The sequence below is a fragment of the Streptomyces malaysiensis subsp. samsunensis genome, assembly GCF_024519315.1.
In the GTDB taxonomy this organism is placed as follows: domain Bacteria; phylum Actinomycetota; class Actinomycetes; order Streptomycetales; family Streptomycetaceae; genus Streptomyces; species Streptomyces malaysiensis.
In genome coordinates this window covers 23,480-45,839 of record NZ_JANIIC010000073.1, presented here as the reverse complement: position 1 = coordinate 45,839, position 22,360 = coordinate 23,480, and the positions used below count along the sequence as shown (strand labels likewise).

General features: G+C 69.6%; 18 protein-coding genes and 2 pseudogenes. 13 read left to right on the top strand and 7 right to left on the bottom strand.

Features of this window, described 5'->3' with window-relative positions; translation table 11 throughout:
- The first annotated feature begins 135 nt into the window (after positions 1–135).
- From NQU54_RS41050 to NQU54_RS41025, 6 genes and pseudogenes are all read left to right on the top strand, one after another.
- Positions 136–699, top strand: a complete 564-nt coding sequence (locus tag NQU54_RS41050; RefSeq protein ID WP_257635437.1) for a hypothetical protein — start codon at positions 136–138, stop codon at positions 697–699.
- A 116-nt stretch (positions 700–815) separates the two neighbouring features.
- Positions 816–1,790, top strand: a complete 975-nt coding sequence (locus tag NQU54_RS41045) for an NADP-dependent oxidoreductase (RefSeq protein WP_257635436.1) — start codon at positions 816–818, stop codon at positions 1,788–1,790.
- Positions 1,791–1,808: 18 nt separating this feature from the next.
- Positions 1,809–1,925, top strand: a pseudogene (locus NQU54_RS41040) (IS5/IS1182 family transposase); the annotation flags it as partial.
- Between the two features lie 181 nt (positions 1,926–2,106).
- The gene (locus NQU54_RS41035; RefSeq protein ID WP_257635435.1) at positions 2,107–2,574 is read left to right on the top strand and encodes a YkgB family protein; all 468 of its coding nucleotides are present in this window, start codon (positions 2,107–2,109) and stop codon (positions 2,572–2,574) included.
- A gap of 414 nt (positions 2,575–2,988) precedes the next feature.
- Positions 2,989–3,351 (top strand): hypothetical protein, encoded by a 363-nt coding sequence (locus tag NQU54_RS41030; RefSeq protein WP_173963381.1) that lies wholly within the window; start codon positions 2,989–2,991, stop codon positions 3,349–3,351.
- 56 nt (positions 3,352–3,407) lie between these two features.
- Positions 3,408–6,404: a hypothetical protein gene (locus tag NQU54_RS41025; protein ID WP_257635434.1), complete on the top strand. Its 2,997-nt coding sequence runs from the start codon at positions 3,408–3,410 to the stop codon at positions 6,402–6,404.
- Positions 6,405–6,584: 180 nt separating this feature from the next.
- On the opposite strand, the gene NQU54_RS41020 is transcribed toward NQU54_RS41025, so the two are convergent.
- The 3 genes from NQU54_RS41020 to NQU54_RS41010 are packed head-to-tail and all read right to left on the bottom strand — an operon-like array spanning position 6,585 to position 9,588.
- Positions 6,585–7,244 carry a DAK2 domain-containing protein gene (locus tag NQU54_RS41020; protein WP_257635433.1) on the bottom strand — a complete coding sequence of 220 codons (660 nt, stop codon included), beginning with the start codon at positions 7,242–7,244 and terminating at the stop codon, positions 6,585–6,587.
- Complete coding sequence (locus tag NQU54_RS41015; RefSeq protein ID WP_257635432.1) at positions 7,241–8,248, bottom strand: dihydroxyacetone kinase subunit DhaK; 1,008 nt, start codon at positions 8,246–8,248, stop codon at positions 7,241–7,243. The genes NQU54_RS41020 and NQU54_RS41015 overlap by 4 nt, the downstream gene beginning before the upstream one ends.
- Positions 8,249–8,253: 5 nt before the next feature.
- A complete protein-coding gene (locus NQU54_RS41010; protein ID WP_257635431.1) occupies positions 8,254–9,588 on the bottom strand; it encodes an MFS transporter in 1,335 nt (444 codons plus the stop codon).
- 177 nt (positions 9,589–9,765) lie between these two features.
- Here NQU54_RS41010 and NQU54_RS41005 point away from each other — a divergent pair, with 177 nt between their 5' ends.
- The 4 genes from NQU54_RS41005 to NQU54_RS40990 all read left to right on the top strand — a co-directional run bounded on the left by NQU54_RS41005 (position 9,766) and on the right by NQU54_RS40990 (position 13,585).
- Positions 9,766–10,653 (top strand): dihydrodipicolinate synthase family protein, encoded by an 888-nt coding sequence (locus NQU54_RS41005; RefSeq protein WP_257635430.1) that lies wholly within the window; start codon positions 9,766–9,768, stop codon positions 10,651–10,653.
- A 73-nt stretch (positions 10,654–10,726) separates the two neighbouring features.
- The gene (locus NQU54_RS41000; RefSeq protein WP_257635429.1) at positions 10,727–11,425 is read left to right on the top strand and encodes a GntR family transcriptional regulator; all 699 of its coding nucleotides are present in this window, start codon (positions 10,727–10,729) and stop codon (positions 11,423–11,425) included.
- Positions 11,426–11,738: 313 nt separating this feature from the next.
- Positions 11,739–11,990: a hypothetical protein gene (locus tag NQU54_RS40995; RefSeq protein WP_257635428.1), complete on the top strand. Its 252-nt coding sequence runs from the start codon at positions 11,739–11,741 to the stop codon at positions 11,988–11,990.
- 410 nt (positions 11,991–12,400) lie between these two features.
- Positions 12,401–13,585: a type III polyketide synthase gene (locus tag NQU54_RS40990; RefSeq protein WP_257635427.1), complete on the top strand. Its 1,185-nt coding sequence runs from the start codon at positions 12,401–12,403 to the stop codon at positions 13,583–13,585.
- Between the two features lie 121 nt (positions 13,586–13,706).
- Here the strand turns inward: NQU54_RS40990 and NQU54_RS40985 are convergent, their stop codons facing one another.
- The 4 genes and pseudogenes from NQU54_RS40985 to NQU54_RS40970 form a co-directional block, all read right to left on the bottom strand.
- Entirely contained in the window at positions 13,707–15,881 is a 2,175-nt protein-coding gene (locus NQU54_RS40985; protein ID WP_257635426.1) for a SpoIIE family protein phosphatase, read from the bottom strand.
- Positions 15,882–16,203: 322 nt separating this feature from the next.
- Positions 16,204–16,572 (bottom strand): annotated as a pseudogene (locus NQU54_RS40980) (IS110 family transposase); the annotation flags it as partial.
- 21 nt (positions 16,573–16,593) lie between these two features.
- Positions 16,594–17,001 carry a hypothetical protein gene (locus NQU54_RS50680; RefSeq protein WP_502362214.1) on the bottom strand — a complete coding sequence of 136 codons (408 nt, stop codon included), beginning with the start codon at positions 16,999–17,001 and terminating at the stop codon, positions 16,594–16,596.
- A gap of 21 nt (positions 17,002–17,022) precedes the next feature.
- The gene (locus tag NQU54_RS40970; protein ID WP_257635425.1) at positions 17,023–17,262 is read right to left on the bottom strand and encodes a transposase; all 240 of its coding nucleotides are present in this window, start codon (positions 17,260–17,262) and stop codon (positions 17,023–17,025) included.
- A 634-nt stretch (positions 17,263–17,896) separates the two neighbouring features.
- On the opposite strand from NQU54_RS40970, the gene NQU54_RS40965 reads away from it, so the two are divergent.
- From NQU54_RS40965 to NQU54_RS40955, 3 genes are all read left to right on the top strand, one after another.
- Positions 17,897–21,322 (top strand): protein kinase domain-containing protein, encoded by a 3,426-nt coding sequence (locus NQU54_RS40965; RefSeq protein WP_257635424.1) that lies wholly within the window; start codon positions 17,897–17,899, stop codon positions 21,320–21,322.
- A 101-nt stretch (positions 21,323–21,423) separates the two neighbouring features.
- Positions 21,424–21,894 carry an FHA domain-containing protein gene (locus NQU54_RS40960; RefSeq protein WP_257635423.1) on the top strand — a complete coding sequence of 157 codons (471 nt, stop codon included), beginning with the start codon at positions 21,424–21,426 and terminating at the stop codon, positions 21,892–21,894.
- Positions 21,895–22,008: 114 nt separating this feature from the next.
- On the top strand, positions 22,009–22,254 hold the full coding sequence (locus NQU54_RS40955) for a protein kinase family protein (protein ID WP_257635422.1): 246 nt from the start codon (positions 22,009–22,011) through the stop codon (positions 22,252–22,254).
- Positions 22,255–22,360 lie beyond the last annotated feature (106 nt).

Sequence of the window (22,360 nt, the reverse complement as noted above, 5' to 3'; positions counted from 1 at the left end):
ATTTCGCCTGTTCAAGCAGACACTCGGCTGGACCAAGCCCCGGCTTCGCAGCCCGGAGGCGGCCGACCGGAGGGCAGCGAGCAGGGGTGATGTGATCGCAGACGACTTCGAGGGGGTTCTGTGGATCTTGGTTCTGTGATCATCGCGGTGGCAGGTGTGGCTGGAACACTGGGGGGATCGCTCCTCACTCAGCGCGCCTCCGAACGGGCAAAACGTCGGGAGATAGAACTGCTTCGGGATCACGAGGAGGCCCGCGAGAACCTGCTCCTCCGACGCACCTGTTACGTGGAGCTCAATCGGGATGCACGTCAGTTCACTACGGCGCTCAACCACCATTTGCATGTCATGCGAGAACGCAGCGTCGAGGAGACCGACAGGGAGGCACTCGATGACGCCAAGAGAGCCCACCGCGACAGATACTCCGAAGCGCAGATGATCGCCCCTGACGAGGTACTCGTACGCGCGAGTGAGGTCAACCAAGCCCTCAACAAGGCCTATGGCCAGGTCAAACGCCTTGAGCGCGAAGAGCCCGAACCTGGGGAGACGATGGCCACTGCGGTCCAAACCCAAGCAGAGATCTGGAACATGCTTCGGGCCATGAGGACCGTGATGCGGCATAACCTTGGGGTGGCCCCCAAGAGTGACGACGAGCAGATAGGTCTCCCCACCCAGATGGCCGAGCATCGAAGCAGACGTTAGATCACAAGCTAAAGCGTTCGGGGTGAGACGCCTCACAGCTGATACGCGTGGCGACCGGCGCCGCGTCAACACAGCGATGCATACTCGCGTCGAGCCCCATTCTCCCGGGAGGCGTCATGCCGCAGTCGGAGCCAGTTGATGCACGGATGCGGGCCTGCGGGGTCGCCGAGAAGTCCGGTGCGGTCCAGTCGTTATGGCTGCCCAGGCCCCGGTCACCCGGGCCGGGCGAGATCTTGCTCGACGTCATGGCCGCCGGCGTCGGGGCCTGGGACCAACTGGTCGCCTCCGGTAAATGGGACGTGGATCTGCGCCTTCCGGCGGCCCTCGGGGTGGAGGGCGCAGGTCGTGTCGTCGCCGTGGGGCCGGATGTCACGGCCCCTGCCGTGGGTGACCTGGTGCTGGCCCACAGTGCTCCGCTGCCCGGCCACAGCGGTTTGTGGGCCGAGCAGGTGCTGCTGCGAGCCGCGGACGCGGCACCTCTGCCCGAGGGCCTGGACCCGGCGCGGGCGGCGGCCCTTCCCGTCAACGGTCTGACCGCCTGTCAGGCTTTGGACTGGTTGAACCTGTCCAGCGGCATGCACCTGCTGGTGACGAACGGAGCGGGAGTGACCGGAGCCCTCGTCCTGCAACTCGCGGTCGCGGGCGGAGTCCAGGTGACGGCGACAGCGTCTCCCCGCTCCTTTGACCGGCTGCGTCGCCTGGGCGCGACAGACGTCATCGACTACCACCGCCCCGCCTGGCCGCGCGAGGTCGGGCGCGTCTTCGACGCGGCGCTCACCGCAGCCCCCGGAACGGCCGCCACCGCCGCGGAAATCGTCCGCCCGGGTGGCCGACTGTGCTCCATCACCTCGGACGCCCCGGCCGCGAGCGCCGAACTCGCTTCGACCGATCTCTACGTCCGTCCGGACGCAGAGACTCTCGCTGTCCTCGCCGACCAGCTCCGCGACGGCGTACTCGACCTGCCCACAGAGGTGCTTCCCCTTGATGAAGGCCCCGGCGCCTTCGACCGGTCCTCAAGGGGCCTCACCGGCGGAACCAAACTCGTGCTCCGCGTCACCGGCCCGGCCTCCTCGGACACCATGCCAGCGTAGCCCAGCGACTCCGTTGCGCGGACGAACCTGACTCTGCGCCAGCTGACTCCTTTGCCCAGGGTCTCGAAGTCCGCAGCCGACCGGATCATCATCCACCTCGGGCCGCTGCTGACGCTGCGGCCCCGCAAACGGTTCGGGTAGAAGTACGGCAAGCTCAACCTTTTCAGCTCCGCTCGCCAGATAATACTTCTCCTCAGCAAATACGGAAAAGGCCCCGGGGTCGGCGTGCCATGAAGTAGGACCTGGCGTACGCTGAGCAGACGCAGGGAGTTCCGCGGTGCACATGTGGAGGGACACCCGTATGAGAATGCGTTCCATGGTCGGCCAGGGTCTTCAGAACACAGGATTCTCAACAATCCGCTATGGACTGGCGCTGAATCTCCTGTCGATTGGGCGGCTCAAGTTCGAAAGTTATGAGGTCGAGAACATTCGACCCTTGGTCACCGCGAGCCCTCTATTCTCACGGCTCCTCACCGAACTCGGCGAACAAAAACTGGCCAGGGTCATCGGTGCAACAGAGATGATTACGGGATCATTGATTGCGGCGAGACCGTTCGCGCCGAGAGCCTCGGCGCTAGGAAGCCTGGGGGCTGCTGGGATATTCGCCACAACTCTCAGTTTCCTGGCCACAACACCCGAGGCATGGCAGGAGAGGCGCAGAGAACCAAAGCTCTCCCTCGCCGGCCAATTCCTGGTGAAGGACATCGTGTTGCTCGGGGCTTCCCTGCTCACGGCGGCCGAATCTCTACAGGCCAGCCGACGCACGCAGTCCACAACGCGATAGCGAAGAATCCCAGGACGTGCAACTCGTCGCAGGAGATCGCCCTCTCCGGGTACTACGGGGCCCCACCGTGCGGGCCGCCTACGGTCCTCCACCAGCCGGAAGCACCAGCCGTCACCCCACGCCCCGACCCGCAGGACCTCAGCGGCGACGAGATCGGGAACGGCTGGAGCGAGCAGGCGCCCGTTCGGACGATCGCCCCGCTGATGCCCGGGGCCCGCGCGGTACAGGTCACCAGGCTGTCCGCAAGCGTATGTGGAGTGGTTCCCGACGGCCGCGGAGCTGTGCCATGGTGCCCATACCCCTCCGGAACCGGCGTTCTGCAATGAGCGTCTGAGTCCGGGAGGAGAGCGCGTTCACCGGTGGGACTCCCGGCCTTCCACGGGGCCGGCTCCGAGGAGGAGGGCAACGGAGGACATGGCGCACAAGTGGAAAGTCACGCTCATCGCGGTCGGGGCCGTCCTGGCCGCCTCCACCCCCTTCGTCTGGTGGATGAACGGCCCGGACACCGCTCAGATGGTCGGCGGTTCGGTTCAGGGCGTCACCGGAGTGGCCTCCCTGATCTGGGCCCTGGTGTCCTCCCCCACCAGGACGGGCCCCGAGGCGGACGATGTGGCGGTCGACACCGGAGCTGCCAGAGCCACCGCGGGAGGGCACGCCTCCACGGGCGTCCGGGGTCCGCGTGAGGCAGGAGGTCGGCGGCTGCGGGCCGAGCGCACCGGAGACGCCACCGCGGACGGCCCGGGCAGCCGAGCGAACACCGGGGTGGAGCGCCGCTGACTGCTCCGAGACCGCCCTTCCATACACGGACCCGCATGGGGGAAAGGACGAGCACGATGCACCCTTGGCGCAAGCGCGACAGCGGGCACGATGGTGACGGCACACCAGTGCGGGACTCGGAGCGGGGAGCCGCGTCGGCGTCCGAGGGGGCGGAGGTGAGCGTCACCGGGACCGGCGACGCCTCGGCCGTCGACGGTGGCACCGCGGTCTCCGGCCATCTGGTCCATGGCCCGGGCCCGGCCGGTCCCGTGTGTGTGAGCCGGACCGGGGACGCGGTGGCTTCAAAGGGCGGTGTGGCAAACACCGGCGTCATCTACGCGAGCATGGAGCCCCCCACGCCGGTCAGGACCGCCGCACGCCTCGCCCGAGCGGTCAAGGAGCGCGAGGGGCGGCAGCACGACCTGCTGCTGGGTGCCGGCAGACAGGCCCCGGCGGGATTCATCGATCTGCCGTTCACCGCGGTCACCCGCCTTCAGGAACCGCCCGTCAGCGGATCGATGGGCGAGGTCGCCGCGTGGTACCGGTGGCAGCGGCCCGACTGCTTGGTGATCACCGGAACCCCCGCCGCGGCGGGCCGCGCCGACGCCGGGGCGGGGAAAACGGTCTTCCAACTCCGCCTCGTTCTCGGGCTCCTGGAGCGCCGCGGCCCGGAGGATCCGGTTCCGGTGCGGTTGTCCGCAGCGTCATGGAACCACGACGAGATCAGGGGGTGGCTGCGCAGGCACCTCGCCTCGGTCTACCGGCTCAAGCCGCGGGACGCATCGGCGGTCGTCGACCACGACCTGGTCCTCCCCCTGATCGACGGTCTGGACGAAATCTCCGCACCTCGGTCCCTCATGGGGGCCATCGCCCGGTACAAGCGCGGAGGGCGGGCGTGCCCCGTGGTGCTCACGTGCAGGCGGGCCGAGTACGAGGACCTTCTCGACACGGACGACCTGCCCCCCAACGTCACGCATCTCCGTATCGCGCGCGTCGACGCGGAACGTGCGCGCGCGTTCCTCCTGGAACGGGTTGCCACGAGCCGCGTGGGGCTGGACCGTTGGCGCCGCGTCCTGGACACGCTGGAGGACGCGGAAAGGCCCGGCGGGTCACGGGAGGCCGCCGCGCTGGCCGCCGAACTGGACAGCCCCTGGCACCTGACGCTGTCCGCCATCGTCTTCGACGAGCGCAACAGAGCAGGTGAGTACGTCCGCAGCCCGGACGAGTTGCTGCGCCTCGCGGCCGACGGCGAGCTGCACGAGTATCTGCTCGACCGCTACGTCGCGGCGGCGGTGCGGCTCCCGTACCGGGGCGCGTCGGGCGATGAGCCCGATCTGGCGCGTCGCCTCCGCCTGCACGCGGGCAGCACCTGGGAGAAGCTCGCCGTCCTCGCGCGCTACCTCCAGGACAACAACCGGGCCCCGCGGATCGTCTCGGGGACGCGCCTGAGCGGCACCGACATGGTCCCGAACGAGCTGTGGCCGCTGGCCGGGGTCCGCCGGGTGCGGAGGACCGAGGCCGTCCTGGCTGCCCTGTGCCTGGGGCTGTGGTCAACGGTGCTGGTCCTGGTCAGCCATGTCGCCCTGGCCATCACGCTGGCCGGCGTCGTGACCGTGGCGGTGTGGTACTTCGCCCCGGCTCTCCGGCGCCTGGAGAACCGCTCCCATCCGGCTGGTGCCGCCTGCGACGGCCTCGCGTTCGGAACGATGACCGGGGCGGTGGCGGTCGCGTTCGGCGCGGGGACGCTGCGAGGTGCCGTCGCCGCGGCGGCCGGTGCGGTCCTGTCCGGTGCCGTCAGCTGGGCCGAGCGCACCGCGTTGGCGCGGATCCGCACGGTGCGCACACCGCTGAGGCGACCGTGGCCGACGGCGCTGCTGAAGGGGACAGCGGTCGGCCTGACGGCCCTGATCGTCGTGGGTGTCGGGGTCTCGGCGGCGGATGGACCGGCTGCGGCAACCGGCACCGCAGCGGTGTTCTCCCTCGGGCTGGGGGTGGTGGCCGGGCTGGAAGCCAGGGCAGTGGCAGTCCTGGACACAGCCTCCCTGCCCCGCCCTGGAGTGCGGGGTCTGCTGACCGGGCTCCGCTGGTTCGCCGGGCTGCTGGTTCCTCTGGTAGCGCTGGTCATACCGCTGACGGGCGGGGTGGGGAGGTGGGCGCTGTTCCTCTGCATCCTCAGTGCCTCGGCAGGTCTCGGGGTGGGCATCGGCGCGGGGTTCGCCACGAGTACCGAGGCCATGGAGGAGCCTCCCGTCTTCTGGCTCCTGGCGACAGCGATCACGCATGGGATCGTGTGGATGCCGGTCTTCGCGATCTGGCACATCACCCAGCTGGGCAGCGACGGTTGGCTCCTCACCGGCGCCACGGGGTTGTTCATGGGCGTGGTGGGCGTCATATTCGCCGCGGGCTGGACGCGACTCCGGCCCGCCCACGCGCGCCCTCCACTCCGCGATGCGTTCTGCGCCGGAGCCGTGTACGGAGCTCCCGCGGCCGTCACCGCGGCACTCGTGACCCACGGGATCCTCGGCTTGGAACGGCCTCTCCTTCTGGGCCTGTCGGTCGGAGGCGCGTGCGCGGCTGTCCGGGCGCTGGGGGAATTGGCCCGTGAGAGGCCCGAGGACATCGGAGAGCGCGAAGCGCGGGAAGCGCAGAGGGAGTGGTTGGAGGAGCTGGGCAGACCGGTGCCGGGGCGGCCTGGTCCGCGTCCGCTGCTCGACGATGCGGCCAACACCATGCTTGCGCTGTGCGTCAGCGGGATCCCGGTCCTGGCGCTCTGCTGCTGGGCGTTGAACGGCTTCGCGGCAGAGCCCCCCGACAGCTTCGCCGCCTTCATCGCTCCCTTCGCGAGGCTCGCCGTGGTGCTGGTCGCCGTGGCGCTGGCGTCCATTCTCAATGCCGTACGGCTGCGCTATGGCGTGTTCCTGGCGCTCACCCCCAGCCTGAGCCAGCTGCGGCCGTTCCTCGAGGAGTGCACGGCACTGGGCCTCCTCCGCATGTCCGGCGACGCGTACCAGTTCCGGCACCGCGAGCTCCAGGAGCACCTCGCGGACCGGCCCCGACCTCCGGACGTGCGGTGACCCCGCTTCGGCAGCCCAGCGGACCGGTCGCGGCTCCCCGAGGCTGCTATGTCTTGTCAAGCCGCTTGTCCGAGGTGCCGCCGAACACGCAGGCAGCCTGACACGCTCATGGAGATTCCCCTGGGCTGACGGTCCACCGCGAGAACTCGATGGACAGGGCGGACCGCCATCCCAGGTTTCCTACCCACCCTGCATGTCGAGGTCAGCGGGGATGAGTCCCTGCCCGGCGGACAGAATGTCAGCCAGTACGCCGGGTTCCTGTTCCATCACTTTGGCTCGGGACCAGAAGAGCAGGGCGACACCGACCGCTCCGGGGTCGGGCGCTCCCAGGACGCGTTCTCCGACGTAGGAGGCTCGTCCTCGGCGTGCGCGCAGTGAAGCCGTGGCTTTCGCACCGTTGAGGGCTGCCAGGGCAGATGCGTGCGCGTCTCCGCCGGCGGCCAGGGCATCGGAGGCGGGCAGGAGCGCATCGACCATGGTGCGGTCCCCCGCTTGGGCTTCACCGACTCGCTGGATTGCTGCCAGGCCTTCGCGGACACCGGCGGCCCATCCCGCCTCGCTGTTGTGATCGGCGAGGGCGTGGGCGATTTCCTGGAACAGAAGCCCGATGAGGGGACCGCTTGTTCCTCCGACCTCGTCGAGGAAGACCCGTGCGGCGATGGTGAAGGCCGGCTCGGTGGGGGCCGCGTCCAGGGCTGTGGTGACCTGGTCGAGGCCTTCGCAGAGGTTGTCGCCGAAGTCTCCGTCTCCGGATAGCTGGTCGAGAGCAGTGAGGGTGTTATGCGCCATATGCACGCTGTGCGCATACGTCCGCATGAGTCGCCGCTGGTCGATGCTCATCGTGGGAACTCCGTCACGGGGAAGGCGGGTGTGCGGGTGGGGCTGTTCCAGAGGTCGATCCACGTGTCGTGCATTGCGGTGAGAGAGAGGGAGAAGCCACTCATGTCGAGCGCCGGGGCGAAGGTTCCGACGAGTCGGCCGGCCACGTCCACGCCATCCTCGGCCAGCCGTGCGCATACCTGTGTGTACACCGCGTACAGCTCCAGGAGGGTTGTCGCGCCCAGCCCACCCACCAGTACCAGGACGCGCGCCGTGTCGGGGGGCAGGGCCGCCAGCACCTGTTGGGTCATGCGGTCGACGAGCGGCTCGAAGCCGGTGTCGGCCTCGGTGGAGGCGGCACGTTCCCCGTGTATGCCGACCCCGTATTCAAGTGTTCCGTCGGTGAGCTGGAATGCTTCGCCGCCACGGAAGGGGGCGGTCTGGGCGCGTGCTGCTACAGCGATGCTGCGTGAGGCGGAGGCGATGTGGGTGCCGAGCGCGGCGAGATCGTCCAGTCGGGTTCCCTGATCGGCCGCGGCCCCGAGGAGCTTCTCCACCGTGACGGTGGCGGCGGTGCCGCGGCGTCCAGTGGCGGTCTCTGCGCTGTCGGTGGCGATGTCGTCGTCCACGAGGACGCGGCGCACGGCTATCCCGTCGGCTCGCAGCCGTTCGGCTGCTATGCGGAAGTTGATGCGGTCCCCGGTGTAGTTTTTGACGATATGCAGGACGCCGTCGGGGCCGGCAGCGGCCCGGGACGCTTCGTAGACCTGCCGGTTGTGGGGAGAGGCGAAGACGCGGCCGGGGACGGCGGCATCGAGCATGCCTTGTCCGACGAATCCGCAGTGCAGGGGTTCGTGGCCGGAGCCGCCCCCCGAGACGAGGCCGACGCGCCGGGCTGCGTGCCGGTGGCGGGCTGTGATGTAGAGCGGTTGTTGGTGGAGGCGGATCAGGTGAGGGTGGGCCAGGGCCAGGCCCCGCAGAGACTGTTCCACTGCGGCGTGTTCGGGCAGGAACAGGCGGTTCACGGAGCTCAGGTCCTTTCGAGGGCGGCCGGCGCGGCGGGCCCGGGGCTGTAGACGTTGGCTTCGCCCGCACCCAGGCGGGTGGTAGCGAGGCTGGAGAGGACGGCGACGCCGACGCAGTAGGCGATAAGCCAGGACCAGTGGCCGCCGCCGACGGACAGCAGTGCGGTCCCGATGAGCGGGGAGAGTCCGCCGCCGAAGGTGGCGCCGAACTGCTGGGTGACGGACAGTCCGGTGTAGCGGACGTTGACGGGGTAGAGGTTGGAGAACAGAGCGCCCTGGGCGCCGTACATGGCGCCGTGGCCGACGCCGAGTCCGAGGGTCATACCCACGGCGTAGCCCCAGAACTGGCCCGTTTCCATGAGGAGGAAGAACGGGACCGCGAGGGCGGCCTGGAAGAGGGCTCCGGCGATGTAGACCTTGCGCCGGCCGATGCGGTCGGAGAGGGCTCCGAAGAAGGGCAGGGTGCAGCACTCGACGGCGCAGGCAATGAGGACGGCCAGGAGGACGGGGCCCTTGGCGAGGTCGAGTTCGGTGGTGACGTAGGTGATGGCCACCACGTAGTAGATGTTGAACAGGCCGCTTTCCGCGATCTTGGCGAGGATGGAGAAGAGGACCGTTGCGGGGCGCCGGGTCAGGACCTCCTTCACCGGCAGGCTCTGCACTTCCCGGTCCTCGCGCATCTTGACGAACTGGGGACTTTCGGTGACGTGCAGGCGCATCCAGATGCCGACTCCGATGAGGAGGATGCTGGCCAGGAACGGCAGGCGCCAGGCCCAGGAGTCATAGGTACCGGCCGGCAGCGTCGCATCGAGGGCGGCGACGAGGCCGACGGGGATCAGGACGCCGGCCGGGGTTCCGATGTGGACCAGTGAGGTGAAGAAGCCCTGACGCGAGGAGGGGCTGTACTCCAGTGCCATGAGTACTCCGCCGCCGTATTCGCCGCCCATTCCCAGGCCCTGCACGAGACGGATGAGCACGAGCAGGAGCGGGGCGGCGATGCCGATGCTGTCGTAAGAGGGGATGAGGCCGATGGCGAAGGTGCCGAGTCCCATCATGAGCATGGTGATGATCAGAACGTTCTTGCGGCCGAGGCGGTCACCGAAGTGCCCGAACAGGACGCCGCCGAGCGGACGGGCCGCGTAGCCGACGAAGTACGTGGCGAAGGCGGCAAGGGTGCCGATCAGGGGTGAGGCATCGGGGAAGAAGATCTTGTCGAAGACGAGCGCGGCGGTGGTGGCGTACAACGTGAAGTCGTAGTACTCGACCGTGGTGCCCAGGGCGCTGGCGGTGACGACCTTGCGCAGGGCCCCGGAGTCGGGGGACACGGCTGGTGCGGGCATGCTCGCTCCATTGCGATTGCGGCTCGGACGACACGGTGAGCCTTGCCCCGGCTTCAGGCTACGAGGCGGTGACCGTGTCCGGAAAGTGAAGTTCTCCACCATGGGAACCCGTGCTAACATCTGATGCATCAGACATTACATCCGCAGAGTTGGTGCGGCAATACCCCAGGAGGCAACGTGAAGGACATCCGGCTCGAAGGGATGATCTCCACCGTCGTCACCCCCTTCGACGCACAGGACGAAGTCGACCTCGACCTCCTGCGCGGCGAGGTCAAGTACCTCCTCGACCAGGGCGTAACGGCCATCTGCGCCTGCGGCAGCACCGGCGAAGGCCAGACCCTGTCACTGGAGGAGAGTGCCGCGATCTGCGCGACGGTCGTTGACGAGGTCGCCGGCCGTGTCCCCGTGATCGGTGGTGTCATCCAGAACTCCACCGCCCAGGCCAAGCGCTACTCTCTCGCGCTCAAGAACGCGGGCGTCGATGCCCTCCAGGTCACGCCTGTCCACTACGTCTTCGCCCCCTCCCCCGAGGAGACCGTCGTTCACTACCGCGAGATCGGCGAGGCCACCGATCTGCCGATCATCCTCTACAACGTCGTCCCCTGGGCGCTGGTCCCCGTCGACACCATCGAGCTCCTGCGCGACGTCCCCCAGGTCGTCGCCGTCAAGCAGTCCGGCGGAGACATCCACCTGCTGGCCGACCTGTTGCACCGGATGCGGGACCGGTTCACCGTGCTCGCCGCACTCGACGACCTGCACTACCCGGCCTTCGCCATGGGCGCACACGGCGCCCTGGCCGCCATCCCGACCGTGACGCCGCGCCTCAGCGTCGAACTGTGGGAAGCCGTCCAGGCGGGCGACCACACGAAGGCGCTCGAGCTGCACGAGCGGATTCTCACCGTGTGGCGGGCCATCGACGCCCCCAACCTGCCGGCCACTCTCAAAGCGGCTCTCGAGCTCCAGGGCCGCCGCCCCGGTCTGCCGCGCCGCCCCTTCCACCCCGCCACTACTGACGAGAAGGAGCGCATCAGGACGGCACTCAAGAGGGCTAATCTGATCGATTAGATGCTGCATCCAACGTGCCGGTCGGCGCGGGCCGCAGCTTTCAGCGTCTGTTGGACAGAAGGGCACACTTTCCATGACCACACCGTCCGTCCATCACCGTCGCGGCAGGACCACGCTGGTCGTGGAGCGGATCTCCGAGCAGCTCTACTCGATCCTGTGCGAGCGGATCACCTCAGGCGAGTACGCTCCCGGATCCCGGCTGGACCCCCAGGCCATCGCGAGTGAGTTCGGCGTGTCACGTACGCCCGTGCGTGACACGCTGGCACGGCTGGAACACGACCGACTGGTCGAGACCCGGCCCCGCTCGGGGACGTTCGTCACACGCCCCACGCGTCAGGACGTCCATGAGGTGTGCCAGCTACGCAAGGGACTGGAGTGGCTCGCCACCGGAGTCGCGGCCGAGACCATGCCGCTCGAGCAGATCGCCAATCTGCGCAACGAAGCGGTCAACGCACTACGCGCCGCGGAGCAGGGCGACTACGAGCCCTTCTTCGCATCCGACACGCGCATTCACCACGACATCGTGGCCACCACCGGCAATAGTCGGCTCATCACCGCCCGGGAATCCGTCGAGCCGTTCGTCTACTGGCTCCGAGTCCTGGGGGCCACCGGTCCCCATCGCCTGGCCGGCTCCACCCACCGCCACCTCGAAATCCTGGACGCGATGGCCGCCCGGAACTCCGCCGCCGCGCAAGAGGCAGCGGCGATCCACCTCACCGAAGTCGAGGAATGGACCTTGGCCGACATGGCCTCCCACGACATCGTCACCTGACCCCTCCGAGGCCCCAGTTGAACACGGCAGCATCACCCCACAGCAACCCGAGCACCCTCGGTACCGTGCTGCACCACGCAGCCAAGGCCGCCGCCACCTCACCGAGGACCGTCTGAACAGCGAACTCGCCCGTACCACGTTCCAGTGCCGCCTGTTCGCCCAGCGGCTGCCTCCGGCGCCTTCGCCGACATACAGATCGATCCCGCGGACGACAACTGGCCCACGGGCCCCGACCCGACATCCGGCGCACCACTGTTCCCCTGGGACCGGTCCTGGTCTTCGCCGGCGGCAACTCCCCCTCGCCTTCAGCGTCATGGGCGGTGACAGCGTCAGCGCGTTGGCCGCAGGCTGCCCCGTGGTCGTCTTCGCCCTCGATGATCTGGAGTACGCGGGCGCCGCTCCCGCCGCCATCAGGGCATGTGTGGCAGCGATTGCGGTCAGCCGCGAGAGTTCCGGGTGTCCGGGGTGGGCCTTGACCGGCGCCGATGCCCTGCGCGACCCCCGCGTCAAGGCCGCGGCTTTCACCGGCTCCACGCAGCGCGGACGACACCTGCGACTGCACTAGTCCTACCAAACAGCTGTCACCCTCGCATCGCTCCTGATATGGACGTGGCACTCGAAGACACCCCCTACGGCCATAGCCGGCATCGGCCACGATCACCGGCACTGAGCGAGCCGGGCATCTCCGCGGCCAACGCCTCCGGACGCGGGCGGACCTCGTCCATCCCCTCAGGTGTCACACCTGACAGGGCATCAGGCCATTCCCGGCGACGCGATGTGCTTCATCTCATACACATAGAAACTCGCCCGAGTTGCGTAGATCACAGGAGAAATATCCGTTTAAGTGCATTCTCGATGCGGATGGTGACGCCCTAAGCGGGGTGGCGAAGGCACCGACTTGAGGGCGAACCGCCGAGGTGACCTACGTCATAGCGCCCATGGCATTTCGTAGTTCTGTGTAGAGAGGTGTGAATTTTGACCGCTTACCTGTGCCCTCCTGCGGTGATACATGGTGAGAACGCCGTCGAGACCAGCCAGATCCTGGCGGAAGTGCGTGTCCGACACCCCGATGCGCCGTGGCTGCCGCGGATCGACAGCATCGCCGCCAGCACAGGCATCACCTCCCGCAGGTGGATGGTGCCGTTGGAGACCGCTGTCGCGCCCACCAGCGGGAGCGGTCTGCGCACCCCCGGCCCCGTATTGGCCCGGGAGGCCCTGGCCCTCGACGGATTCACCGAGCGGGACGTGGAACGCGTGATCGCCGCGCTGGAAGCGATACCTGCGCCTCAGACCATCGAAGAGCGCACCGCGCCGGCCTGGGCGGCCGTGCGGGCGTACGGCGAGCGAGCCGCACGCGGAGCCTTGCAGATCGCCGGACTGGACCCCGCCGACGTCGACTGTCTGATCACCAGCAACTCCACCACACCAGCATTGCCGGGCCTGGACGTGGCACTGGCCAACCGACTCCCGCTGCACAGTGACACGCTGCTCCTCCCGGCCACGCAGTGGGCCTGCATCGCCGGGACCCGGGGCCTGGCACTGGCAGCCGATCTGGTGGCCGACGATCCGGACCGAGTCGTCCTGGTCGTTATATCCGAGGCGCTGAGCACCACCTACCAGCCCGCGGACGACAGCCTGGAGTCCTTGATCGTCCGCCTGCTGTTCGCCGACACCGCGGTCGCAGCCGTGGTCACCGGCCGCCGTCGTCCGGAGTCCGTACTGCGACTGGACGCGGCCTGGCACCACACCCTGCCCGGCACCCAGGACCTGCACCGGCTGGAGACGCGCGCCGACGGCACGCACTTCGTGATGGACCGGCGCGGGCCGCGCGCTGTGCAGGACACGGTCACCGCGATGTGGGAGTGGCTGCGCCTGCGCCACCAGGACGATGACCACCCCTGGCATCCCGATCTGCTGCTCGCGCACCCTGGCGGGACCCGGGTGCTGGAGTACATGGAGCAGACCATGCCCGACGCATGGCCGGCTGGGCTCCTGGCTCACAGCCGGGACAGCTACACCAGCGGAAACCGCGGCGGAGCCGCCGTCTTCGATATCCTGCGGCGCGCGCACGACGCCGGCCAGAAGGCAGGAAGCCGCACGGTGCTGTACGCGGCGGCGCCGGGGCTCACGGCCACGGCCGTGGATGGGGAGTGGCTGTAGCCCGCGCGGGAAGCGGCTGCGGTGAGCGCCTCGTGCGCGCGCCGTAGCGTTGCGTGACCCGGCCCCGGCCGGGCGCGCCGGTCACCGGGCCGAGTCTGGCGCCACGGCAACGCCCGTGCCGCTACCGCGCCAGTTCCGCCCAGACGACCTTGCCGGCGTCGGTCCACCGCACCCCCCAACGCACGGTGAGCTTGTGGACGACGCGCAAGCCGCGCCCCCTGTCGTCGAACGGGCCACCGCGCCGCAGCCGCGGCCGGCCGTTGCCGGTGTCGCCCACTTCGCACAGCAGGCCCTGACCGGTCCTGATCAGCCGCACGCTGACGGGCCCGGTGGCGAACCGCACGGCATTGGTGACCAGCTCGCTGATCAGCAGCAGGGCGCTGCCACGGGTGTCCTCCCTGACGCTCCACTTCCGTAGGAGCGCCGACGCCGACGAGCGGGCGCGGGCGGGTGCGTCGTCGCGGGCGGGCAGGAACCAGGCCGCGGTGTCCCGCTCGCGGCGGCCTGTCATACGGGCGAGCAGCATCGTCACATCGTCGCGCTGGCGGCCCGGCGGAGCCAGCTCGGTGACCACCCGCCGCGCGGCCCGTTGCAGGTCGTCCCACGGATGCACCTGGCTCACCGCCCGCCGCAGCATGGCGACGCGCTCGTCGATGGCGACCGCGGGATCCTCCACCAGGCCGTCAGTGTAGAGGGCGAGCAGCGAGCCCGGGGGCGCATCGAATGTGTGCACATCGAACGGTTCCCGCAGGGCGAATTCGGCACCCAGACCGGGGTGGGGGTTCACCGTCAGCGTCTCGGCGGTCGCGTCGGGCAGGACGAGGACCGGCGGGAGGTGGCCCGCGCTGGACACCACCACCTGGTGGTTGACCGGATCGTATACCGCGATGCAGCACGTCGAGCCCAGCGCGCTGTAGCCGGTCGCCAGGCCGGCCTCCGCGTCGTCCAGCATCGTGACGGTCTCGTCCAGGAGCCCCAGCACCTCGTCGGGCGCCAGCCCCGCCGAGAGCAGTGCACGGGCCTCCATGCTGACCTGGCCCATCGCCGCGGCCGCGCCCAAGCCGTGCCCGACGACGTCGCCGACCACGAGTGCGGTGCGGCCACCGGGCAGCGGAAAGCTGTTCACCCAGTCCCCGCCAACGCCCGCGCTGTCAGGTGTGGTGGGCTGGTAGACGGTGGCGACCTCAATGGTGTCATCCCGGCCCCGCGGCAGCAGTCGACGCTGCAACGCCAGCACCTGGGCGTGCTCGCGCTGATGCTGACGGGCCAGATCGACGTGGTGGGCCGTCCTGGCCACCAATTCCTGAAGGTCGAGCAGCTCGCTGTCGTGGAAGGGGCGGTCCGGCCGCCGCCATACCTCCGCCACGCCCAGTACGACGGGCGGCTTGTCCTCGGAACTGTCCAGGAGCAGCGGTACGCACGCCACACTCACCGGCCGGTCGGTCGGGACCAGAGCGCTCACCAGCCGTGGACCGTCGAGCGCGCGCTCGATCGTCTCGCGGTCGGGAATGACGATGGCCTGCGCGACGTCGTCGCGCCTGACCGCGGTGGACATCAGACGGGCGGCCCCACGGGGAAGGTCGTCGCCGGGCGTCACGTAGCCCGCGGGCCACACCCGGTCCGGTACCAGGGCAGCGCGCCTCAGCCGAATACGCCCCTGGGCCTGCTCGATGACGGCCTCGCCGGACCATACGGCGTAGTCGAGGTCGACGGCGACCACGTCTCCCCAGGCCAACAGGGACTGCGCCAGGGACTGCGCGGTCTCGCCGATGTCCAGCGACGTCCCGATCGCGGTCTCGGACGCGTACAGGTGCAGCCTCTTGGCCATCGCGATCAGGGAGACGGTGAGGCCGTCCTGAGGTGTTGCGGCCGGCAGGATGCTCATGGAAACGACGAGCTCCGAGCCGTCGTCCCGACGCAGGCGCTGGACGCGGGCGACATGCGCCTCACCCGTCTCGATGACTTGCCGCAGCCGGCGCGTCACCGTCGGTACGTCCCCGGGAGGCAACAGATCAACGAAGGCGGTCCCGGGCTCCACAGGCAGTCCCTCGAATGCCGGGACGTCCAGGTTGCCGCGAGTGATGCGCAGATCCCGGTCCAGATTGACAGCGCCGAGAATCTGCTCCTGGGCGTCGCTGGGGCGTCCGGGGCGGTGGGCCGTGATGTCGCTCGGGTCGTTCTCCGATCGCGCGGACCTGTCGGCAGCGTTCGATCCGCGCTGCCGGATGTAGTCCCGCAAGGCGCGACCGACCAGGTCGAACGACGACGAGGACGAGGGGTATGACGGTGAGTCCATTCGGTTCTTCCAGCTCACTGGCCGACCCGGCACACGTTCGCAGACATGCCCGAATCCATGCGATGAAGCTCCGAGATCCGACCACGCACTTTCATTGCATAACACCCTCCCTCATTTCTGCAAAGCCGACCGCACAGCGAACGCGAGCGGTAGCCGCGCGTGCCGGCAGGACACACCCTCCGATCAAGACCGGGCAGCCGCGCACAACCACGCGCGCCGGCCAGGCCGAGCTAGGCAGTTTCGTCTGGATCAGTGGCTCGTTGGTGCTGGTGTGCCGTTGGCTGACGCGCAGTGGACGCGGATCGAACCACTGGCGTCGGGCTGTCAGTCTGACGGCTTTGGCCGGCGTCCGGGCGGCGGCCAGGATGGTGCGGGCCTCCCGTGAGCACAAGCCGTGCTTGTGCTGGGCGACTGCCTCCAGGATCGCCGGGTGGAACTCCCGCAGCTGCGAGCGGAGCCTGTTGTGGGCCTGGCCTCAGCCCCAGACGGCTTCCTGCTGGGCCCGGGCGAGCGCGGCGATGGCCGGTACGAGCTCGGAGTCCGCGGGCAGGGGCCGGTGGGCGGCCATGTCGGTTCGCGGAATGTTCGCCAGTACCGCGGCATCGACGGCGTCGGACTTCTGCCGAGCGACAGAGTGACGGTCGCGATGGCGTGCGACCGCCAGCGGGTTGATCGCGAAGACGGTGCTCGACACTTCGACCCTTGTTCGATATCACGAACCCAGCACAGCTGCTCCACTCGCACAGCAGGACACCTCCGGACCACGCTCACCGGAACGGCCGAGCCGCAAGGAGCACGCCCCTTCGCATGCCCTCCTCCCGTCGTCACGCGACGGCGACCGCCACCGGCCGCGTCCTAGGGCCACCTCTACCGCCACGGTCCAGCTCGACCACTCCGCGATGCGGGACGGCGACCGGGCCGGACGCGCACTATCCGTGGACCCTCCGCCTGGATCGGTGTCGAGCGGGAGCGACGAACCCGTCCGGACGGCCGACCACGACAGTTCCACCGGGTTGGGTTCGGGCGCGTAGGCGGGTAGCCGCTCCAGTGTCGGCCGGTCCTGCTCGGTCATCCAGGCGCGCATGCCCCGGCTCCGGTGCGCGGCCGGTCCGTCCCACACCAGTACCACCGGCTCGCCGACCTAGAACGTTCGGACCTGCTCCAGGACCTCGATCAGCGTGGCGGTGTCGTAGGTGCCCGGCTTGAGGTGGAAGCACCGTCGCGGACCGCGCTCGGCGTCGGCGGCGTGGTATCCCGGCGCGGCGGCCATCGAGGCGCGTTTCCAGCTCAGCCGGTGCCGGAGCGTGCGGGTACGGCCGCGGGGCGCGTAGGTGTGACGCACGTGTGGGAGCAGCGACAGGCCCGACTCGTCGAAGAACACGATCCCGCCCGGCCAGCGGCCGCCACACCGACGCCCGTGCCGACTTCACCCCGGTCACGCGCTCAACCACCAGCCCGACCCGCTCCAAGGTCCATAAGTCGGCCTAGAACCCGTGCGTCTGGGCGCCCTGCTCCAACGCGGCCCGCACCTCCTCGACCTGGGCGTCATCAAGCACGGGCGGCCGTCCCCTGGCCGGAGACCGCCGCGGCGCTGGGACCTCGCCGCGTTCCCACTGGCGCTTCCATCGCCGCACACTCCAGGGACGGGCCCCGGCATTCCCGCGATCCGTGCGTGGAGGCGTCCCTGCTCGAACAACTCGACCGCCCGCATGCGTCGGGCCTCGGCCAACTGCGGTCGCGTCAGCGGCGGAGCCGAGACTTCGGAAACAAACGACAGAGAACGCCCAGCTCAGCAACCTGATTGGGAAAAGGACATCCTTCATGCCTCCCCGTCGGCGGGCATCTCGGCGAAGGACTGAACGGCGCGCTCCCGCACCCCCGCGGTGAGCCTGAGACATCGACACCAGGATCGACGACGTCACATACTGACCCTCGTCGAAATCTGACAGCGGGGCCTTTCGCGTCCGGGCCTTCCAGGACGGCGACTTCTGCCGCACTCACGATGAGGAATCGCAGTGAACGCATCTACGTCGCCGACCGTTTGGATGACCGGCGAGACCGTCGACGGCCGGTACCGGGTGATCGGCGAGCTTGGCCGGGGCGGGATGGGCATCGTGCACCGGGTACGGCATCTCGCCTGGGGCATCGACATGGCGGTGAAGAGTTCGCGGCCCGAGCTGTTCCGGAGCCCCGGCGATCAGGAGCTGTTCGTCGGGGAGGCCGAGGCGTGGGTGTCCCTCGGGCTCCATCCGAACGTCTGCGCCTGCCATTACGTGCGGGTGATCGACGGTGTCCCCCGCGTGTTCGCCGAGTACGTCGACGGCGGCAGCCTGGCCGAGTGGATCGGCGACGGGCGGCTCCACGCCGGGGACGCGCGGCAGGCCCTCGCCCGTGTTCTCGACACGGCGATCCAAACGGCCCGTGGGCTCGAGCACGCCCATCGCAGAGACCTGGTGCACCTGGACGTGAAGCCGGCAAACATTCTGCTCGACGGCACGGGCGCCGCGAAGATCACCGACTTCGGTCTCGCCCGGTCCAAGGCCACCACGGCCCCGGGTGACCTCCAAGTGGTGCCGGGTGTCAGCGTGTTGGTGGCGGCCGGGGGCATGACGGTCGGCTACGCGTCCCCGGAGCAGCTCGCGGGCGAGCGCGTCGGGCGGCGCAGCGATGTCTACAGTTTCGCGGTCTCGGTCCTGGAGATGTTCACCGGCGGTGTGCATTGGGCGGCTGGTTCGGTCGCGGGTCTCGCGCTGGAGGACTACCTGGCCGATCCCTCGAATCCGCTCGCGGCGCCACCGGAAGTCGCCCACCTGCTCCGGCGCTGCCTGCGGCAGCACCCGGCCCACCGGCCGCCCTCGATGGCGGACATCGCGGATGTACTGACCGGGATCTACGAGCAGGCGACCGGCTCGGCGTATCCGCGTCCCACCTCGCAGGCCGCCGATCTGCGTGCCGACGAGTTCAACAACCGTGGCCTCTCGCTCCTCGACCTGGACCGGGCCGCCGACGCCGAGCATGCCTTCGACCAGGCGCTCGCGGTCGACCCGCACCACGTCGGGGCCGTGTACAACGGTGGCCTGTTCCGGTGGCGTAGGGGGGCGATCACCGATGGGGAACTCGTCGCCCGGTTGGAGGCGATCCCGCGCGGCTCCGGCGCGTCCTCCTGGCAGGTGCAACTGCTTCTGGCCCGAGTCCACCTCGAACGCGGCGACCTCGCGGCGGCACGCGACCTGCTCGACGCACTCGCCCGCGAACGGCCCGACGACACCGACGTGCGGGCGGCGCTGCGGGTGGCGGCCTCCGGAACCGTGGCCGATGCCCGCCACACCGGCACCCGCGAATTCCGCGAGCCTTTCGCGCTGCCGTTCGCGCCGGTGAAACTGCTCGCCCGGCACGAGGTGATGGGCTACCTGCCGATCCGGTTCGCTCCCGACGGACGCCTCGCGCTGAGCGGCCACTGGGACGGCGTGCTCCGGCTGTGGGACACGGCGACCCGCGCACAGCGGTTGGCGGTCAAGGGCCACCACACGCAGGTGCTCGGGGTCGACCTCACCCCTGACGGCTCGTACGCACTGTCCACGAGCCGCGACGGCACGGTGCAGTTCTGGGATCTCAGGGCGGGCAGGTGTACCCGCGTCATCCGCTCCGCCGCACGCGCCACGGGGTGCCCGGTCAGGTTGAGCGCCGACGGTCGCATCGGTGTGTGGCAGGGTGCGGACGGGCGCGTCCAGGTCTGGGAACCGCGGACCGGGACCCGCCGGTGGTTGCTCGGGGAAGCGTTCAAGGGCAACCACCTGGACGGCTCGCAGTACGAGGTGAGCGCCGACGGGCGCCATGTGCTCACCGCCGAGGAGGACGGGGCGCGGCTGTGGAGCGTGGCCGATGGCCGGAGCCGGGTGCTGGCCGCCGGCTCGGCGGCGCATGCGCTGTGCTTCAGTCCCGACGGACGGATGGTCGCGGTGGCCTGCGAGGACCGGGTGATCCGGTTGTGGGATGTGGGGGACGGCCGGCAGGTCCGTACGATGCGTGCGTTGACGGGACTGACCGCCGCGGCCAGTCACCTGGCCTTCGGCGACAGTGGGCGGCTGCTGCTGTCGGGAACGACCGGCGACCACACCGTTCAGATCTGGGAGCTGAGCAGCGGCCGGTGTCTGCGGACCTTCACCGCCCACGCGTACGGAATGCACCACGTCGGATTCGAGGACGGCGACGACCGGTTCGGCTGCTCCGTCGGCGGACATCCCGAACTGCCCATGCATCGCTGGCGGTTGCCCCATACCGAATACACCGCCGAGCCGCACGTGTTCAAGCCGCGCGAGTACGCGGAGGTCAGCCGGCTTGGCGGACTGGCCGAGGAACTGCTCGCCGACGCACGCCAGGCGATGTCGAACGGCCGACACCGGTCAGCCCTCGCCCTGCTGACCCGCGCACGGGAGATACCGGGATACGAGCGCGCGCCCCAGGTCCTGGCCGCCTGGCACGAACTGGGCCGCTCGGCGCGCCACGTACGGCTGCGCTCCGCCTGGTCGCGGCCGCTGGACGCCGGCCATCTCTCCTACGGAGCCATCACGGCGATCGGTGTCGCCGCGGGTGTCCGGCTCGCCGCCAGCGGGCAGAGCGGCGGCACGGTACGGATCTGGGATCTGGACAGCGGCGCGTGCACGCGTGTCCTCGACGATCACCCGGGCAGGGTGGGCGGGGTGGCGTTGAGCGACGACGGCCGGCACGTCCTGTGCGAGGGCACCAAGCCACTCGCGATCATTCGGCGGCGACTGGCAGACGGCGAGTGCCGTCGGCTGACTCCGGACTGGGACATGAGGCGGACCATCATGTTCACCGGCGACGGAAGGTACGCCTGGCTCGGCGGCGGCGACGGTGTCCTGCGCCGATGGGACCTGGACGACGACCGCTGCGTCACGACGATCACCCGGAACGGCCCGGTCAACGTGATCTCCACGTCCGCGGACGGACGGCTCGCGGCGGTCGGCGACAGCAACGGCGTGGTCCGGCTGCGGGATCTCGACACCGGAGCCTGCCTGCGGACCTGGACCGGCCCCCGGGAACCGATCCTGTCGGCGTGCCTGAGCGCCGACGGCCGCCTGGCCATGTCCACACACCAGGTCATGTCTTCGGGCGCCAAGGACGAACCGATCCGGCTGTGGGACGCCGCAGCCGGGCGGTCCGTACGCGAGTTCGCGGGGCACGAGGGCTGGGTCTCCGCCGTGCGATTCACACCCGACGCCCGGTTCGCCTTCTCGGCCGGCCATGACAGATCCGTACGGATGTGGGAGGTCGCCACCGGCCGATGCCTGCACGTGCTCGAAGGGCACCAACAACGCATCCGGCACCTCGAACTCACCCCCGACCTGCGCAACTTGGTCTCGGCGGGAGACGACGGCATCCGGCTCTGGGAGCTCGACTGGGAGCTGGTGGCCGACTGAGCGGAGCGGGATGCGTACTGTCCGACGCCGCGGACGGCACGCTCACGTTCACCGTCTCGTCCCCCGAAGCCCTCCCCTCGCGCACAAGGAGACGATCCTGCGTGACGCCCTCGGCCACCATCACGCTCACCCGCGTCGAGGGCCGGGTCAAGCCCGGCGCGTACGTCTTCGAGGAACGCACCACCCGCGTCCTCGGCCGCTCCACCGACTGTTCGCCACAACTACCCGACGACCCCGACCACAAGACCGTCTCCCGCCACCACTGCCTGCCCGACATCAACCCGCCGGACATCCGCATCCGCGACTTCGGCAGCCTCAACGGCACGTACGTCAACGGCGAGAAGACCGGCCAGCGGCGCCGGGGCCTCACCCCCGAGGAGGCCGTCGCGGATTCCTACCCCGAGCACGACCTCGAGGACGGCGACCGGATCCGCCTCGGTGACACTGTGTTCCGCGTCGACACCACGCGGCCGCAGGTCGCCACGCCGAGGCTCGCGCGCTGCGCCAAGTGCGAGCGCGAGCTGGGCGACGAGGCGGGCCGCCGCCCCGGCGAGTTGTTGTGCGCCGCCTGACAGGCCCGGCCCGACGCCCTGCTCAAGCTGCTGCTCGAGCCGGCGCCCGGCGGCCGCGCCGACCTCAGGGCCATCCGCGGCTACACGGTGATCCGGGAGCTCGGCCCTGGCAGCATGGGCGCGGTGTACCTGGCCCGGCACGAGGCCACCGGCATCGAGGTGGCGCTGAAGGTGACGCTGCCGAAGGTGACGGCGAACGAGACGGCGCGCGCCCGGTTCCTGCGCGAGGTGGCGCTCACCCGGGCAATGAAGCATCCGCACGTCGTCGCACCGCACGACACGGGCTTCGCAAACGGAACCTTCTATCTGACCCCGCCGCGGACGTCTGGGCATTTACCGCCTGCATCTACCACACGCTGACGGGAAGGACCCCGCGCGAGTTCCCACGCGCCAAGCATCCCTGGCAGATCGTCCTACAGGAGCCGGCGATCCCGATCCGCCGCCGCCACCCGGCCATCCCACGACG

Excerpts from the sequence above, each read along its gene's own strand:
- NQU54_RS41045 (WP_257635436.1), top strand. The coding sequence starts at position 816 with ATGCCGCAGTCGGAGCCAGTTGATGCACGGATGCGGGCCTGCGGGGTC.
- NQU54_RS41035 (WP_257635435.1), top strand. The coding sequence starts at position 2,107 with ATGGTCGGCCAGGGTCTTCAGAACACAGGATTCTCAACAATCCGCTAT.
- NQU54_RS41030 (WP_173963381.1), top strand. The coding sequence starts at position 2,989 with ATGGCGCACAAGTGGAAAGTCACGCTCATCGCGGTCGGGGCCGTCCTG.
- NQU54_RS41025 (WP_257635434.1), top strand. The coding sequence starts at position 3,408 with ATGCACCCTTGGCGCAAGCGCGACAGCGGGCACGATGGTGACGGCACA.
- NQU54_RS41020 (WP_257635433.1), bottom strand. The coding sequence starts at position 7,244 with ATGAGCATCGACCAGCGGCGACTCATGCGGACGTATGCGCACAGCGTG.
- NQU54_RS41010 (WP_257635431.1), bottom strand. The coding sequence starts at position 9,588 with ATGCCCGCACCAGCCGTGTCCCCCGACTCCGGGGCCCTGCGCAAGGTC.
- NQU54_RS41000 (WP_257635429.1), top strand. The coding sequence starts at position 10,727 with ATGACCACACCGTCCGTCCATCACCGTCGCGGCAGGACCACGCTGGTC.
- NQU54_RS40995 (WP_257635428.1), top strand. The coding sequence starts at position 11,739 with ATGGGCGGTGACAGCGTCAGCGCGTTGGCCGCAGGCTGCCCCGTGGTC.
- NQU54_RS40985 (WP_257635426.1), bottom strand. The coding sequence starts at position 15,881 with ATGGACTCACCGTCATACCCCTCGTCCTCGTCGTCGTTCGACCTGGTC.
- NQU54_RS40955 (WP_257635422.1), top strand. The coding sequence starts at position 22,009 with ATGGGCGCGGTGTACCTGGCCCGGCACGAGGCCACCGGCATCGAGGTG.